Origin of the sequence: Bradyrhizobium sp. 613_E4_N2_2, assembly GCF_052075995.1 — a bacterium.
Taxonomy (GTDB): domain Bacteria; phylum Pseudomonadota; class Alphaproteobacteria; order Rhizobiales; family Xanthobacteraceae; genus Bradyrhizobium; species Bradyrhizobium barranii.
The window spans coordinates 6,849,463-6,864,618 of the sequence record NZ_CP197234.1 but is presented as its reverse complement, the minus strand read 5'-3'; the positions used below and the strand labels follow the sequence as shown (position 1 = coordinate 6,864,618).

At 65.3% G+C, this 15,156-nt stretch carries 16 protein-coding genes; 12 read left to right on the top strand and 4 right to left on the bottom strand.

Annotation, left to right across the window (positions count from 1 at the left end; translation table 11 throughout):
- The first annotated feature begins 2 nt into the window (after positions 1-2).
- Both AB7290_RS32510 and AB7290_RS32505 read left to right on the top strand, forming a co-directional pair.
- Complete coding sequence (locus tag AB7290_RS32510; protein WP_085404465.1) at positions 3-536, top strand: PRC-barrel domain-containing protein; 534 nt, start codon at positions 3-5, stop codon at positions 534-536.
- A gap of 23 nt (positions 537-559) precedes the next feature.
- Positions 560-1,873 (top strand): MFS transporter, encoded by a 1,314-nt coding sequence (locus AB7290_RS32505; protein ID WP_085404464.1) that lies wholly within the window; start codon positions 560-562, stop codon positions 1,871-1,873.
- Positions 1,874-1,912: 39 nt separating this feature from the next.
- On the opposite strand, the gene AB7290_RS32500 is transcribed toward AB7290_RS32505, so the two are convergent.
- The 4 genes from AB7290_RS32500 to fixL form a co-directional block, all read right to left on the bottom strand.
- Positions 1,913-2,602 (bottom strand): helix-turn-helix domain-containing protein, encoded by a 690-nt coding sequence (locus tag AB7290_RS32500; RefSeq protein ID WP_085404555.1) that lies wholly within the window; start codon positions 2,600-2,602, stop codon positions 1,913-1,915.
- Between the two features lie 103 nt (positions 2,603-2,705).
- On the bottom strand, positions 2,706-3,128 hold the full coding sequence (locus AB7290_RS32495) for a response regulator (protein WP_085404463.1): 423 nt from the start codon (positions 3,126-3,128) through the stop codon (positions 2,706-2,708).
- A 58-nt stretch (positions 3,129-3,186) separates the two neighbouring features.
- Positions 3,187-3,804, bottom strand: coding sequence for a response regulator FixJ (fixJ, locus tag AB7290_RS32490; protein ID WP_028150099.1), 618 nt, complete (start codon positions 3,802-3,804; stop codon positions 3,187-3,189).
- Positions 3,805-3,807: 3 nt separating this feature from the next.
- The gene (gene fixL, locus AB7290_RS32485; protein WP_085404554.1) at positions 3,808-5,325 is read right to left on the bottom strand and encodes a sensor protein FixL; all 1,518 of its coding nucleotides are present in this window, start codon (positions 5,323-5,325) and stop codon (positions 3,808-3,810) included.
- 207 nt (positions 5,326-5,532) lie between these two features.
- Here fixL and AB7290_RS32480 point away from each other — a divergent pair, with 207 nt between their 5' ends.
- The 10 genes from AB7290_RS32480 (at position 5,533) to ccoS (ending at position 15,036) form a co-directional block, all read left to right on the top strand.
- Complete coding sequence (locus tag AB7290_RS32480; RefSeq protein ID WP_085404462.1) at positions 5,533-6,366, top strand: universal stress protein; 834 nt, start codon at positions 5,533-5,535, stop codon at positions 6,364-6,366.
- A gap of 39 nt (positions 6,367-6,405) precedes the next feature.
- Complete coding sequence (locus AB7290_RS32475; protein ID WP_085404461.1) at positions 6,406-6,831, top strand: CBS domain-containing protein; 426 nt, start codon at positions 6,406-6,408, stop codon at positions 6,829-6,831.
- Between the two features lie 301 nt (positions 6,832-7,132).
- Positions 7,133-8,782 carry a cytochrome-c oxidase, cbb3-type subunit I gene (ccoN, locus tag AB7290_RS32470; protein WP_085404460.1) on the top strand — a complete coding sequence of 550 codons (1,650 nt, stop codon included), beginning with the start codon at positions 7,133-7,135 and terminating at the stop codon, positions 8,780-8,782.
- A gap of 10 nt (positions 8,783-8,792) precedes the next feature.
- Positions 8,793-9,527, top strand: coding sequence for a cytochrome-c oxidase, cbb3-type subunit II (ccoO, locus tag AB7290_RS32465; RefSeq protein ID WP_085404459.1), 735 nt, complete (start codon positions 8,793-8,795; stop codon positions 9,525-9,527).
- 13 nt (positions 9,528-9,540) lie between these two features.
- Positions 9,541-9,705 (top strand): CcoQ/FixQ family Cbb3-type cytochrome c oxidase assembly chaperone, encoded by a 165-nt coding sequence (locus AB7290_RS32460; RefSeq protein ID WP_014497064.1) that lies wholly within the window; start codon positions 9,541-9,543, stop codon positions 9,703-9,705.
- Positions 9,706-9,711: 6 nt separating this feature from the next.
- Entirely contained in the window at positions 9,712-10,587 is an 876-nt protein-coding gene (gene ccoP, locus AB7290_RS32455; protein WP_085404458.1) for a cytochrome-c oxidase, cbb3-type subunit III, read from the top strand.
- Between the two features lie 113 nt (positions 10,588-10,700).
- Positions 10,701-12,167 (top strand): cytochrome c oxidase accessory protein CcoG, encoded by a 1,467-nt coding sequence (ccoG, locus tag AB7290_RS32450; protein WP_085404457.1) that lies wholly within the window; start codon positions 10,701-10,703, stop codon positions 12,165-12,167.
- A 15-nt stretch (positions 12,168-12,182) separates the two neighbouring features.
- Positions 12,183-12,668 (top strand): FixH family protein, encoded by a 486-nt coding sequence (locus tag AB7290_RS32445; protein WP_085404456.1) that lies wholly within the window; start codon positions 12,183-12,185, stop codon positions 12,666-12,668.
- 11 nt (positions 12,669-12,679) lie between these two features.
- Complete coding sequence (locus AB7290_RS32440) at positions 12,680-14,869, top strand: cation-translocating P-type ATPase (protein ID WP_085404455.1); 2,190 nt, start codon at positions 12,680-12,682, stop codon at positions 14,867-14,869.
- A complete protein-coding gene (gene ccoS / locus AB7290_RS32435) occupies positions 14,869-15,036 on the top strand; it encodes a cbb3-type cytochrome oxidase assembly protein CcoS (protein ID WP_014497059.1) in 168 nt (55 codons plus the stop codon). Before AB7290_RS32440 ends, ccoS begins: the two co-directional genes overlap by 1 nt.
- Positions 15,037-15,156 lie beyond the last annotated feature (120 nt).

The following is a 15,156-nucleotide window of genomic DNA, read 5'->3' as shown; positions in this document are numbered from 1 at the left end:
TCATGCGTACCGCCGGATGGTTGGTTCTGAGCGCGGCGATCGTCGCGGGATTGACGGTCGCCGCATCGCGTGCCGCGGAGGAGCCGCCCGCGGGCCCAACGACGCCCCCCAGCGAAGCGAACGCGCCGGCCACGGTGCAGCCGCCGGCTTCAACCGTGCCGGTCACGCCGAAGGACGCCGCTCCGCCGCCGTCCGTGACCATCATCGGTGCGAGCGACGCCCATGGCGTGCTCGGCCGTGACGTGCGCAGCGCCGCCGACGAGGATATGGGCCGCATTGTCGACATCATCGTCGACCGCGCCGGCCGTGTGCGCGCCGCCGTGATTGATTTCGGCGGTTTCCTCGGCGTCGGCAGCCGCAAGATCGTGGTGGACTGGAACGCGATGCGGTTCGGCAAGATTGCCAACAAGAAGGACAGCATCACGCTGGAATTGACCAAGGCGCAGGTCGCAGCCGCGCCGGAATACAAGGAAGACACGCCGATGGTGGTGCTCGGCGCGTCCGGCAGCCTGCAGCCGCTGCAAGCGATTCAGTGAGGCGCGGGGAGGGATGGCCGCCGGTGCTGTTGTCGAGGAAGCGGAACCACGCAGATCGCGATAGCCGCGTTGAACGGTACAAGGTTGCCGCGCCGCCGCCTGCGGGCCTTCCGGCGCCGTCGCGCCAGAGCCTGCGCGGCCTCGACTGGTTCATCTTCTTCCTCGCCGACGTTCAGACCGGGTTCGGTCCCTTCATCGCGGTCTACCTCACGACGCAGAAATGGACTCAGGTCGAGATCGGCCTCGTGCTGTCGATCGGTGGCATCGTCGCGCTGATCGGACAGATGCCCGGTGGCGCGATCATCGATGCCGCGAAGTCCGAGCGGCTGGTCGCAGCGCTTGCGATAGCGACCATCGGCTTCTGCGCGCTCGCCTATGCGGCGATGCCGATCTTCCCCGTGGTGGTTGCTGCGGCCACGCTGCATGCGGCGGCGAGCTGCGTGCTGGGGCCGGCGATCGCGGCGATCAGCCTCGGCCTGGTCGGTCCGCTTGCGATCGGCGAACGGCTCGGCCGCAATGCGCGCTTTGCGTCCCTCGGCAACGGCGTCGCCGCCGCCGTGATGGGCACGGCCGGCTATCTCCTGTCGAGCCGCTCGGTGTTCCTCGTCACCTTCCTGCTCGCGATTCCGACCCTGATCGCGCTGTCGCGCATCCGCGAGGAGGAAGTCGACATCGCGCGCTGTCACGGCGAGATGCCGCGCGAGGCGCCGGTTCCAGGCGACACCAATCTCTGGCACCTGATCCGGCAACGCCCGCTCATCGTCTTCGCGCTGAGCGTGCTGCTGCTGCAATTGGCGAACGCCGCGATGATGCCGCTGATGGCGAGCGCGGTGACGGCGCGGTCGAGCCAGTGGGCAACCGTGCTCGTCGCCTTCTGCATCGTCGTGCCGCAGGCGATTGTGGCGCTGCTGTCGCCGACGGTCGGGCGCAAGGCCCAGCTCTGGGGCCGGCGCCCGCTGCTGCTGATCGGATTCGCTGCGCTGACGATCCGGGGCCTTCTGTTTGCGACCGTGCGCGATCCCTATCTGCTGGTCGCGGTGCAGGTGTTCGACGGCATCACGGCGGCGGTGTTCGCGGTGATGATCCCGCTGATCGTGGCCGACGTCGCCTTCGGCAGCGGCCATTTCAATCTGGCGCAAGGCATTGTCGGGACGGCGACCGGCATCGGGGCGTCCTTGAGCACGGCGCTTGGCGGCTATGTCAGCGACAAGTTCGGCAATGCCACCGCCTTCATCGGGCTGTCCGGCGTCGCCGCGACCGGGCTTTTGCTGATCCTCTTTGTGATGCCGGAAACCCGGCGCACCGGCATGATCGCGCCGAAAAGAATGGCCGGCTGAACGAATTCAGCCGGCCAAATTGGGTGGGGAAGACAGAAATCAGGCGTCGAGATTGTGCAGGCGCTGGCGGTTGCGCAGCACGATCTGGCGGGCGCCGGAAAATCCCAAAATGCCCTGGGCGTGAAGCTGCGACAGCGCGCGCGACACGGTCTCCAGCGTGAGGCCGAGATAGTCGCCGATGTCGCGGCGGCACATCGGCAGTGCCATCATGCCGGCTACCGCAAGGCGGCGGTCCATCTCGAGCAGGAAGGTTGCAACGCGCTCCATCGCGGTCTTGCGTCCGAGCAGCAGCATGTGGTCCTCGGCGTGACGTAGTTCGCCGGCGGTCATGGCCCAGAGCTTGCGCGCGACCTGCACATCGGTGCCGGCGGCCTTCTCCAGGCTCGCGCGCTTCACCAGGCGCACGGTCGTGTCGATGATGGCTTCAGCGGCGAGGCGGTGGCTGGGACCGGATTCGAGGCCGAACACGTCACCGGGAAGATGGAAGGAGCCGATCTGGCGGCGGCCGTCGGAGAGCAGCTTGTAGCTGCGCACCGCGCCGGTGATGACCTGGTAGACATATTCGGCCGGCTCGTCCTCGCCGTAGATCTCCTCGTCCTTGCGGTAGGAGAACTCCGTGGCGACGAGGCCGGCGATCGCGCCGAACTGGTCGGAGACGGGATGGGCAGGGGCAATCTTGGCACGAACTTGGGTGTTGATCGCCTGGGTGTTGAGTGTCTCGGTCAGCATCTGCGCCATCTCCGTTGTGATGACGCTTTGGTACGCGGGTTCGGGCGCTTCGAAAATTTCGCGAGATATCTTAAGGGAGGTTACCTACGTAGAACCCCGTAGGTCAGTTGCCGCGGCCGCCCTGGATGGCGTGGCGGATGGACTTGACCAGGGTTTCGTCGAGAAGCGGCTTCAAAATCACGTCCTTGACGCCTGCGGCTGCCGCCCGGGCCGAGATATTCCCATCGGGATAGCCGGTGATCAGGATCACGGGCGTGCCCTCGTCGGACTGGCGCAACCGGCCGGCCAGCTCGATGCCGTTGATGTCGGGCATCTTGTAGTCGATCACGTAACAGTCCGCGCCGGGCGCGCCGCTGGCATTCAGCAGGGCCGTGGCATTCCTGAAGGTCCGCACGGCAAAGCCGTCGGTTTCCAGCAGGAATTGCAGGGATCCCAGCACGGCGGCATCATCGTCGACCACGTAGACGGTGGGCTTTGCGGATGACGTCACTGGAAGCCGCTGATGGTGCGAGCCGACCTCGATCATCCCATCTGGCTAGCACGGCCCGGGAGAATGATTTTGACTTGCCTCAATCCGATTTGCCTCAATCCTTCAACATCCCGGCGCGCATCGCTAGCCGGACCAGCTCCGAGAGGCTATTGGCCTGCATCTTGGTCATGACGTTGGCCCGGTAGACCTCGATGGTGCGGGGGCTGATGTCGTATTCACGGGCGATCAGCTTGTTGGAGAGGCCCGCGATCAGCCCTTCCATGACCTGGCGCTCGCGCGGGCTGAGGGAGGCGACGCGGGCGGCGATGTCCTGCGAGATCGCCTCGTTCTTCGCCGCCGGCTCGGCCTGGCGGATCGCCGTCTCGATCATGGTGGTGAGGCGGTCGTCCTCGAACGGCTTCTCGAGAAAGTCGACCGCCCCCAACTTCATCGCCTCGACCGCGAGCGGCACGTCGCCATGGCCGGTCATGATCAGGATCGGGAACGGGCTTTGCTGCGCCTTCATCCGCTTCAACAGCTCGATCCCGTCGATACCAGGCATGCGCACGTCCGAGACGACGCAGCCGAAGGCAAGGCCGGGCAGGACATCGAGGAAGGCTTGCGCATCGTCAAACAGGGTGACGCCGAAGCCGGAGGAATCCAGCAGGAAGTTCAGCGAGTCCCGCATCGCCTCGTCGTCATCGATGACGTAGACATGTCCCTTGGTCGTCATGGATCAATTCTCATCGGCTGCCGGGAGAGTGAAGCGGAATGTCGCGCCGCCCGATGGGTTGCTCTCGGCCCACATGCGTCCGCCGTGAGCCTCGATGATCGAGCGGCTGATGGACAGTCCCACGCCCATGCCGGTTTCCTTGGTGGTAAAGAAGGTCTGGAACAGGTTGGGAATGACGTCGCCCTGAAATCCGGAGCCGGTGTCGGACACTTCGACCTCGATCATGTCGTCATCGACGCGGGTGTTGGCGACGACGAGCTCGCGCTGCGGCGACTGCGCCATCGCTTCCAGCGCGTTGCGGAACAGATTGACCAGCACCTGCTGGATCTGCACGCGGTCGGCGAGCACGAGATCGGCGTCGGGATCGAGGCTGAAGCGGAGCTGCACGTTCTGCTCGCGCGCGCCGGCAAGCCCGAGCGCGCCGGCCTCCTCGATCAGCTTGGACAGGCTCTCGACCCGCTTCTCGGACTCGCCGCGGGAGACGAAGTCGCGCAGGCGGCGGATGATCTGGCCGGCGCGCAAGGCCTGCTCCGCGGCGCGATCCATCGCACTTTCGATCTTCGGCGTGTTGGGGTCGGTGCTGCCGGCCAGCAGCCGCCGCGATCCCTTCATGTAATTGCTGATCGCCGCCAGCGGCTGGTTGATCTCGTGGGCCAGCGCCGAGGCCATCTCGCCCATCGCGGTCAGCCGCGAGACGTGGACGAGCTCGGACTGCAATTCCTGGAGCCGCGCCTGGGTCTGCTGGTGCTCGGTGAGGTCGCGGACGAAGCCGGTGAAATAGGGCTCGCCGCCGGACTGCATCTCGCCGATCGACAGGTGCATCGGAAAGGTCGTGCCGTCGCGGCGCTTGCCGGTCACGATGCGGCCGATGCCGATGATGTGCGGATCGTTCGTGCTGCGATAGCGCGCGATGTAGCTGTCGTGGCGGGTGCGGTCGGGCTCCGGCATCAGGATGCTGACGTTCTGGCCGATCGCCTCCTGCTCGGACCAGCCGAACAGGCGCTCGGCGGCGGTGCTGAACAGTTGCATGATGCCGCGACCGTCGATGACGATCATGGCGTCGGGAATGGTGTGAAGGATCGAGCGGAGGTGGGTCTCACGCGTGCGCAGGGCTTCCTCGACCTGCTTCTCCTCGTCGATATCGAGGAAGATGCCGCTGAGATGGCGAGCGACGCCGGATTCGTCTCGGATCAAGCCGGCGCGGGCCCTGATCCATTTGCCGCGGCCGGAATTGGCGGAAATCCTGAAGGAGACGTCGAAACCGCCGCCATGCTCGGAGACCTGCTTGATCGCGTTCTCGATGCGCGCGCGGTCACCGGGCTCGAGGCGCGACAGGAAGAGGTCGTAGCTTGCCGGCTGGCCCCGCTCGATACCGAGCAGCGTCCTCGCGGTTTCCGACCACTCCAGCTCGCGCGTCGTGAGGTCGAGATCCCAGGTGCCGACGCCGAATCCCTCGATCCGGACCCGGAAATGCTCGCCGCGACTGTCGTCTGGCGGATGCGTTACGCGGGTCGGCGACAATCGATGACTCCCATCTTCGCGCGGCGGGCGTGGTGCCGCGAACATGACCGCAATTTCGCCCATGGACCGGCCCGAGGCAAGTTCGGATGTCTGATTCCATTGGCGGATTTCCCGCAAGGTCGCGCCCGGCGATTTGATCTACCTCATCCTGCCCCGTCACGGCGAGGCTAGATTTCGCGCCAGTTCATAGCTGTGCGGAGAATCCCAATGACTTACGCGACCGTGATGGTCAGCCTGGCGCTCGATCAGTCCAACGAGGCGCGCCTTCAGGTCGCGGGCGAGCTCGCCGAGCGATTCGAGGCGGCCATTATCGGGGTTGCCGCAGGGCAGTTCGCGCCGCCGCTCTATTTCACCGACGGCGCTGAAGCCCAGAGCCTGATCGATCAGGAGGAAGCCTCGATCAGGAAGCGCCTTGCCGATCTGGAGGCGCAATTCCGCGCCGCCACCAAGGCGCGCGGCGGCCGCGTGGAGTGGCGCGGCGCGATGGATTTTCCGGCGCGATTCGTGCTGGCGCAGGCACGATGTGCCGACATCATCGTCAGCGGCGGCCACAGCCCGGCCTTCTCCGACGCGTTCGCGCTCGCGAGCCCCAAGGACCTGGTGATGCAGGCCGGCCGCCCGCTTCTCGTCGTTCCCGATAAGGTCAACTGGCTCGACCTGCGCAGCGTGCTGGTGGCGTGGAAGGACACGCCGGAGGCGCGGCGCGCGGTGGCGGATGCGCTGCCGATGCTGCGCAAGGCGAGGGACGTCACCATCGTCGAAATCCCGGAGCGCGATGACGACCGTTCGGCGGTGATGGCCGGCGTCACCGACGTTGCCGCCTGGCTCGCCCGTCACGGCGTTACCGCGAGCGCACGCGTCTCGGAGGCCGTGCGGAACGCAACCGCTGCCGCGCAGTTGGAGCAGGTCGCCGGCGACCTTGGGGCCGGCCTGATCGTGGCGGGCGCTTATGGTCATTCGCGCTTTCGCGAGCTGATCCTCGGCGGCGTCACCGAATATCTGGTCACCCAATCCGCCCGCAGCGTGCTGCTGTCGCACTGACGGCCGCCCGGCCCAAAAGCTAATCGAGGAGGACGCGCCGTGTACAAATTTCTTGAAGAGACCGTCGACAGCTACATGACGCGCAACGTCACGACGGTGCGGCGCGACCACGACCTGCTCGCGCTCAGCGAGATGTTCGAGCGTGATGATTTCAATTCCTATCCGGTCGAGGACGACGGGCAGGTGGTCGGCATCGTTACCAAGTTCGACATCCTGAAGTGTTTCGCGTTCTCGCCGAGCCAGATGCTGCCGCACTATCGCGACCTGATGAGCCGCAGGATCGGCGACGTCATGACGCCCGAGTTCATCTATGTCAGCCCCGACACGCGGCTGACGCGCGTGCTCCAGATCATGGTCGAGCACCGCATCAGGAGCATCATCGTGCTCGACGGCGCCGAGAAGCTGGTCGGAATCATCGCCCGCGAGGACGTCATCAAGGCGCTCAAGGCGACGGCGCAGGAGTGACTTCTTCCTTCTCCCCTCATGTCCGCCGAAGCCTTGGCGAAGGCGGATGTGGGAGAAGGTGGCGCGAAGCGCCGGATGAGGGGTTCTCTCCACCGAAAGACTCTCCGTGCGGAGCCAACCCCTCACCCAAGTGAGTGCGCGGCACCGTCCTCGCTGCCCTCTCCCACAAGGGGAGAGGGCACTTCAACTGACGGGCGCCGCGTCACTCACCCGAATAGAAATCCACCTGTCTTGATTTCAATCAATTCGCCGCGAGGTCGAATGTGGTTTCTGGCGGCGTGTTCTTTCAGAGAGAATCCGCATGAGCCAGCCCTCCATCTCCAAATCCATGACCATCGGTGAAAGCGGCCTGGCTATCGTGTTCGCAGTCACCGCCTTCCTTTGCGTGATCGCCTCAGCCAAGGCGCTCGATTCGGCCTTTGCCTTCCATGCCGCGCTCAGCGCAGCGGCGAGCTTGGCTGTGGTCTTTGGCATCATCAACCGCTACTTCGATCGTCCGGCGGCGCTGCCGCCGACGGAGATCAACGGCCGCCCCAACTACAATATGGGTCCGATCAAGTTCACCGCCGTCATGGCGATGTTCTGGGGCATTGCCGGCTTCCTCGTCGGCCTCATCATCGCCTCGCAGCTGGCGTGGCCCGCACTGAACTTCGATCTGCCCTGGACCAGCTTCGGCCGGCTTCGTCCGCTGCACACCTCCGCGGTGATCTTCGCCTTCGGCGGCAACGTGCTGATCGGCACGTCGCTCTATGTCGTGCAGAAGTCCTGCCGGGTGCGCCTTGCGGGCGACCTCGCGCCATGGTTCGTCGTGATCGGCTACAATTTCTTCATCCTGATCGCCGGCACCGGTTATCTGCTCGGTGTCACCCAGTCGAAGGAATATGCCGAGCCGGAATGGTATGCCGACCTCTGGCTCACCATCGTCTGGGTCGCCTATCTGCTGGTCTTCCTTGCCACGATCATCAAGCGCAAGGAGCCGCACATCTTCGTCGCGAACTGGTTCTATCTCGCCTTCATCGTGACGATCGCGGTCCTGCATCTCGGCAACAATCCCGCGCTCCCCGTCTCGGTGTTCGGCTCGAAATCCTATGTCGCCTGGGGCGGCATCCAGGACGCCATGTTCCAGTGGTGGTACGGCCACAACGCAGTCGGCTTCTTCCTGACCGCCGGCTTCCTCGCCATCATGTACTACTTCATCCCGAAGCGCGCGGAGCGGCCGATCTATTCCTACCGGCTGTCGATCATCCACTTCTGGGCGCTGATCTTCCTCTACATCTGGGCCGGCCCGCACCATTTGCACTACACGGCGCTGCCTGACTGGACGCAGACGCTCGGCATGACCTTCTCGATCATGCTGTGGATGCCCTCCTGGGGCGGCATGATCAACGGCCTGATGACGCTGTCGGGCGCCTGGGACAAGCTGCGCACCGATCCCGTGCTGCGCATGCTCGTCGTCTCCGTCGCCTTCTACGGCATGTCGACCTTCGAAGGCCCGATGATGTCGATCAAGGTGGTCAACTCGCTCAGCCACTACACCGACTGGACCATCGGCCACGTGCATTCCGGCGCGCTCGGCTGGGTCGGCTTCGTCTCGTTCGGTGCGCTGTACTGCCTGGTGCCGTGGGTGTGGAATCGCAAGGGCCTCTACAGTCTGAAGCTCGTCAACTGGCACTTCTGGATCGCCACCCTCGGCATCGTCCTCTACATCTCGGCGATGTGGGTGTCCGGCATCCTGCAGGGCCTGATGTGGCGCGCCTACACCTCGCTCGGCTTCCTCGAATATTCCTTCATCGAGAGCGTCGAGGCGATGCATCCCTTCTACATCATCCGCGCCGCCGGCGGCGGCCTGTTCCTGATCGGGGCGCTGATCATGGCCTACAATCTCTGGATGACCGTTCGCGTCGGCGAAGTGGAAGTCCAGATGCCCGTCGCGCTTCAGCCGGCGGAATGAGGAGCCTTCCATGTCGTTCTGGACACGCCATCAAATCTTCGAAAAGAACTCGATCGTCCTGATCGTCGGCATCTTGCTGGTGATCGCGATCGGCGGTCTCGTCGAGATCACTCCGCTGTTCTACCTCAAGAGCACGATCGAGGCGGTCGACGGCGTCAGGCCCTACACGCCGCTGGAGCTTGCGGGCCGCAACGTCTATGTCCGCGAAGGCTGCTATCTCTGCCATTCGCAGATGATCCGCCCGCTGCGCGACGAGGTCGAGCGCTACGGCCACTTCTCGCTCGCCGCCGAGAGCATGTACGACCACCCGTTCCAGTGGGGCTCGAAGCGTACCGGTCCGGACCTCGCCCGCGTCGGCGCCAAATATTCCGACGACTGGCACGTCACCCATCTGACCAACCCGCGCGCGATCGTGCCGCAGTCGGTGATGCCGGGCTATCCGTTCCTGAGCCAGACCGAGGTCGATCCCGATACGATCGCCGACCACATGAAGACGCTCAAGGCCATCGGCACGCCCTACACCGGCGACCAGATCGCGAACGCAGGCGCCGATCTGAAGGCCCAGGCCGATCCCGACAATGCCGGCTCCGACGCCTTCGGCAAGCGCTACGCCAAGGCCGTCGTGCGCAATTTCGACGGCAAGGCCGGCACGCCGACCGAGATGGACGCGCTGATCGCGTACCTGCAGATGCTCGGCACGCTGGTCGACTTCAAGCTCTACAACGAGAAAGCCAATCTTCGCTGAGAAGGCATCACCGATGAAAGCCATCCTGACACTCGACAATCTCGCGTCTGGTCTGGTGACCACGATCTGGACGCCGGTGTTCGTCGCGATCTTTCTCGCGATCATCGCCTACGCATTATGGCCCCGCAACAAGGCCGCTTTCGACGAAGCGGCGCGCCTGCCGTTGCGGGAGGAGTAAGAGATCATGACCGACCATCATAGCGACATCGATTCCGTCACCGGCAAGTCCACGACCGGACATGAGTGGGACGGCATCAAGGAGCTCAACACGCCGCTGCCGCGCTGGTGGGTGATCTCATTCTACCTCACCATCGTCTGGGCGATCGGCTACTGGATCGTCTATCCGGCCTGGCCGCTGATCTCCAGCAATACCACGGGCCTGTTCGGCTATTCCTCGCGTGCCGACGTCGCGGTCGAGCTCGCCAACCTCGAGAAGGTCCGGGGTGACAAGATGGCGGCGCTGGGCGCCGCTTCGCTCGCCGACATCGAGAAGGACCCGGCCTTGCTGGCGCTTGCGCGGGCCAAGGGCAAGACCGTGTTCGGCGACAATTGCGCGCCATGCCACGGCTCCGGCGGCGCCGGCGCAAAGGGCTTTCCGAATCTCAACGACGACGACTGGCTGTGGGGCGGCACGCTCGACCAGATCATGCAGACCATCCAGTTCGGCGCGCGTTCCGGCCATGCCAAGGCGCATGAGGGCCAGATGCTCGCCTTCGGCAAGGACGGCGTGCTGAAGGGCGACGAGATCGTCACGGTCGCCAATTACGTGCGGTCGCTGTCGGGCCTCTCGACCCGCAAGGGCTTTGATGCTGCCAAGGGCGAGAAGATCTTTGCGGAGAATTGCGTCGCCTGCCACGGTGACGGCGGCAAGGGCAACCCGGAGATGGGCGCCCCGAACCTGACCGACAAGATCTGGCTCTACGGCTCGGACGAAGCGAGCCTGGTCGAGACCATCAGCCTGGGCCGCGCCGGTGTGATGCCGGCCTGGGAAGGGCGGCTCGATCCCGCCACCATCAAGGCGATGGCGGTCTACGTCCACTCGCTGGGCGGTGGAAAATAGCCTGCTCGCGACATGCGGGGGCGAACATAAAGTGCCCCCGCTTGAGCTGGATCAACTGACGCGCTCGCGTCGGGTCTAGGTTTAATCGCACCTTTTCGAGAAGCTTCTTGGCGATGAACAAGACCGTGAACCCGAACGACCTCACATCGAACGATGACAACGGGCCGCTCTACGTAGCCCAGAAGAAGGTGTATCCCCAGAGCGTCTCCGGTACGTTCCGCCGGATCAAATGGGGCCTGATGGCGTTCTGCCTCGGCGTCTACTACTTCCTCCCGTTCGTGCGCTGGAATCGCGGCATCGGTGCTCCCAGCCAGGCGGTGCTGATCGATCTTCCCAACAGCCGCTTCTACTTCTTCTTCATCGAGCTGTGGCCGCAGGAGATCTACTACTTCACCGGCCTGCTGATCGTCGCCGCGGTGGCGTTGTTCCTGATGAACTCGGTCGGTGGCCGCATCTGGTGCGGCTATCTCTGTCCGCAGACGGTGTGGACCGATCTGTTCTACGCGGTCGAGCGGCTGGTCGAGGGCGACCGGCGCGAGCGGATGAAGAAGGACAAGTCGTCCGATCCGATGAAGCTGGAGCGCATCTCCGAGATCGTGCTCAAGCATTCGATCTGGCTCCTGATCGCCTGGTGGACCGGCGGCGCCTGGGTGCTCTATTTCAACGACGCGCCGACGCTGGTGAAGGAGCTCGTCACGTTCCAGGCGCCGATGATCGCCTATATCTGGATCGGCATCCTGACCGCGACGACCTACGTCCTGGCCGGCTTCATGCGCGAGCAGGTCTGCACCTATATGTGCCCGTGGCCGCGCATCCAGGCCGCGCTCACCGACGAATGGGCGCTCAACGTCACCTATCGCTACGACCGCGGCGAGAAGCGCACTTCGGTGAAGAAGGCGATCGAGCTGCGCGCGCTCGGCGAACACGTCGGCGACTGCGTCGACTGCTATCAATGCGTCGCGGTCTGCCCGACCGGCATCGACATCCGCAACGGGCCGCAGCTCGAATGCATCCAGTGCGGGCTCTGCATCGACGCCTGCGACAACGTGATGACCAAGATCGGCCGGCCGAAGCGGCTGATCGGCTACGACAACGACATCAACATCCAGCGCCGCCAGGAAGGCAAGGCGCCGCTCTACCGCATCGTCCGGGCCCGCACCGTCGCCTACAGCGCGATCATCGCGGCGGTTGGCGGCATCATGATCTACACGCTCGCGACCCGCAGCCTGCTCGACGTCAACGTGCTGCACGACCGCAACCCGGTCGCGGTCAGGCTCAGCGATGGCTCGATCCGCAATGCCTATACGGTGCGGCTCTTGAACAAGAGCGGCTATGACCGCGTCATCGCGATCGACGCGAACGGTCCGGCCAACCTGACCACGCACGTCGTCGGCATTGATTCCGTGACGCCGGATAGGCCGATGATCGTGATCCCGCGCGACTCCACCAGCGAGCTGCGCCTGCTGGTCACTGCGCCGGCGGAGAGCAATCCGGAAAAGTCGGTTCCCGTTCGCTTCCACGTCACCGACATCGGGCTCGGTGAGGTCGCCACCGCCACCGACAACTTCGTCTCGCCCTAGGATCAGGAGACTGCCATGGCCACCAAGCCGCTGACCGGAACAAAAGTGTTCCTGATGCTGGTCGCCTTCTTCGGGCTCGTGATCGGCGTGAACGTGACCATGATGAAGCTCGCGATCGCGACGCTGCCCGGCACCGACGTCGACAGCCCCTATGCCGCGGGCCTCACCTATGACCGCGAGATCTCGGCAGCACAGGACCAGGCCGCGCGCAACTGGAAGGTCAACGCCCATATCGAGCGCCGCGCCGATGGCGCTGCCTCGCTTCAGGTCGAGGCGCGCGATGCGAGCGGCCAGCCGATGAGCGGGTTGAAATTCGGCGGACGCCTGGAGCGGCCGACCGACAAGCGCGCCGATCTCGCAGTCGAGCTGTCGGAAGCCGGCATCGGCATCTATCGCGGCAATGCCGCGTCGGTTGCGCCGGGCCAGTGGGATCTCGTGATCGAAGGCGCGGCGCGGGGAACACGCGTGTTCATGTCGCGCAACCGCGTGATCCTGAACTGAGGGAATTCGTCATGCAGGTCACGCGGGATTTTTCGCATTACGTCCGGGCCGCGGGCGAGGGTATCAAGCACATCGATCTCGCGGTCGAGGGCGTTCACTGCGCCGGCTGCATGGCCAAGATCGAGCGCGGACTGTCGGCCATCCCCGACGTCACGCTGGCGCGCGTGAACCTCACCGACCGCCGCGTCGCGCTGGAATGGAAGCAGGGCACGCTCGACCCGGCCCGCTTCATCGATCGGCTGGAAGAGCTCGGCTACAAGGCCTATCCTTACGAGACCGAGAGCGCGGAAGCGACGGAAGTGGCGGAATCCCGCTTCCTGCTGCGCTGCCTCGGCGTCGCCGCGTTCGCCACCATGAACGTGATGATGCTGTCGATCCCGGTCTGGTCCGGCAACGTCTCCGACATGCTGCCGGAGCAGCGCGATTTCTTCCACTGGCTGTCGGCGCTGATCGCGCTGCCGGCGGCAGCCTATGCCGGCCAGCCGTTCTTCCGCTCGGCCTGGCGCGCGCTGTCGGCCAAGACCACCAACATGGACGTGCCGATCTCGATCGGGGTGTGCCTTGCGCTCGGCATGTCCGTGGTCGAGACCATCCATCACGCCGAGCACGCCTATTTCGACGCGGCGATCATGCTGCTCACGTTTCTTTTGGTCGGCCGCGTCCTCGACCAGAACATGCGGCGGCGGACCCGCGCGGTCGCCGGCAATCTCGCCGCGCTGAAGGCGGAGACCGCGGCCAAGTTCGTCGGGCCCGACGAGATTTCGCAGGTGCCGGTCGCGGCGATCCATCCCGGCGACATCGTGCTGCTCCGGCCCGGCGAGCGTTGCGCCGTCGACGGCACCGTGATCGAGGGGCGTTCCGAGATCGACCAGAGCCTGATCACCGGCGAGACGCTGTATGTCACGGCGGAGCAGGGCACGGCGGTCTATGCGGGCTCCATGAACATCTCCGGCACGCTGCGGGTGCGGGTCTCGGCTGCGTCGGAGGCGACGCTGCTCGCCGAGATCACGCGGCTGCTCGACAACGCGCTGCAGGCACGCTCGCGCTACATGCGGCTCGCAGATCGCGCCTCGCGGCTCTACGCGCCAGTCGTGCATGCGACCGCGCTGATCACCATTTTGGGCTGGGTCATCGCGGGCGCCGGCTGGCACGATGCGATCGTGACCGGCGTGGCCGTGCTGATCATCACCTGTCCCTGCGCGCTCGGGCTCGCGATCCCGACCGTGCAGACGGTGGCCTCGGGCGCGATGTTCAAAGCTGGCGTGCTGCTCAATTCCGGCGACGCCATCGAGCGGCTCGCCGAGGCCGACCACGTCATCTTCGACAAGACCGGCACGCTGACGCTGCCCGATCTCGAAGTGATGAACGCGGCCGATATTCCCGCCGACATTTTTGCACTTGCCGGGCGGCTCGCGCTGTCGAGCCACCATCCCGTTGCCGCCGCCGTCGCGCAGGCCGCCGGTGCAAGGTCGCCGATCGTTGGCGCGGTCGAGGAGGCCGGGCAGGGCGTGCGCGCTGTGGTGGACGGTGTCGAGCTTCGCCTTGGCCGTCCGTTATTCTGCGGCGCCGAAGCGCTGGTCGGCAGCGCCACGCTCGATCCCGAGGCCTCTATCGTGGCTTTCAGCAAAGGGACTGAAAAGTTCATCCTCTCGGTGCGCCAGGGCCTGCGGCCGGACGCGCAGGCCGTGATCGCGGCGCTGAAGGCGCGCAATATCGGCATCGAGATTCTCTCCGGCGACCGCGAGCCCGCGGTGATCGCGGCGGCCCATGCGCTGGGCATCGCCGAATGGCGCGCCGGTGTCACGCCGGCCGACAAGATCGCACGGATCGAGGAACTGAAGCGGCGCGGCGCAAAAGTGCTGATGGTCGGCGACGGCATGAACGACGCGCCGTCGCTGGCGGCGGCCCATGTCTCGATGTCGCCGATCTCGGCCGCGCATCTCAGCCAGGCGACCGCCGATCTCGTCTTCCTCGGCCGGCCGCTGGCGCCTGTCGTCGCCGCGATCGACTCCGCGCGCAAGGCGCTGCATCTGATGCGGCAGAACCTCTGGCTGGCGATCGGCTATAACGTTCTCGCAGTTCCGGTCGCGATCAGCGGCGTGGTGACGCCCCTGATCGCGGCGGCGGCCATGAGCGGATCCTCGATCCTGGTGATGCTGAATTCGTTGCGCGCGCGCGGAGCTGCGCGGGAGATCGTGTGATGGAAATCCTGGTCATCCTGGTGCCGCTGGCGCTGATGCTCGGCGGTGCGGGTCTCGTCGCCTTCCTCTGGTCGCTGCGGAGCGGCCAATATGACGATCTCGACGGCGCGGCGTGGCGGGCTATCGCCGACGACGAGCCGCCGCAGGACGCCCCGGTCAAGCGTTAACGCTCCGTTGGTTCCGCGCTGCCCTTTTCGGACATGGTCGCTGGACGGCCGGCGGTCGCCGGGCGTAACAATGCCGGAAGATTTTGCGTAGAAGCGACGGGGCAGGCTCTCCGGAGCAGG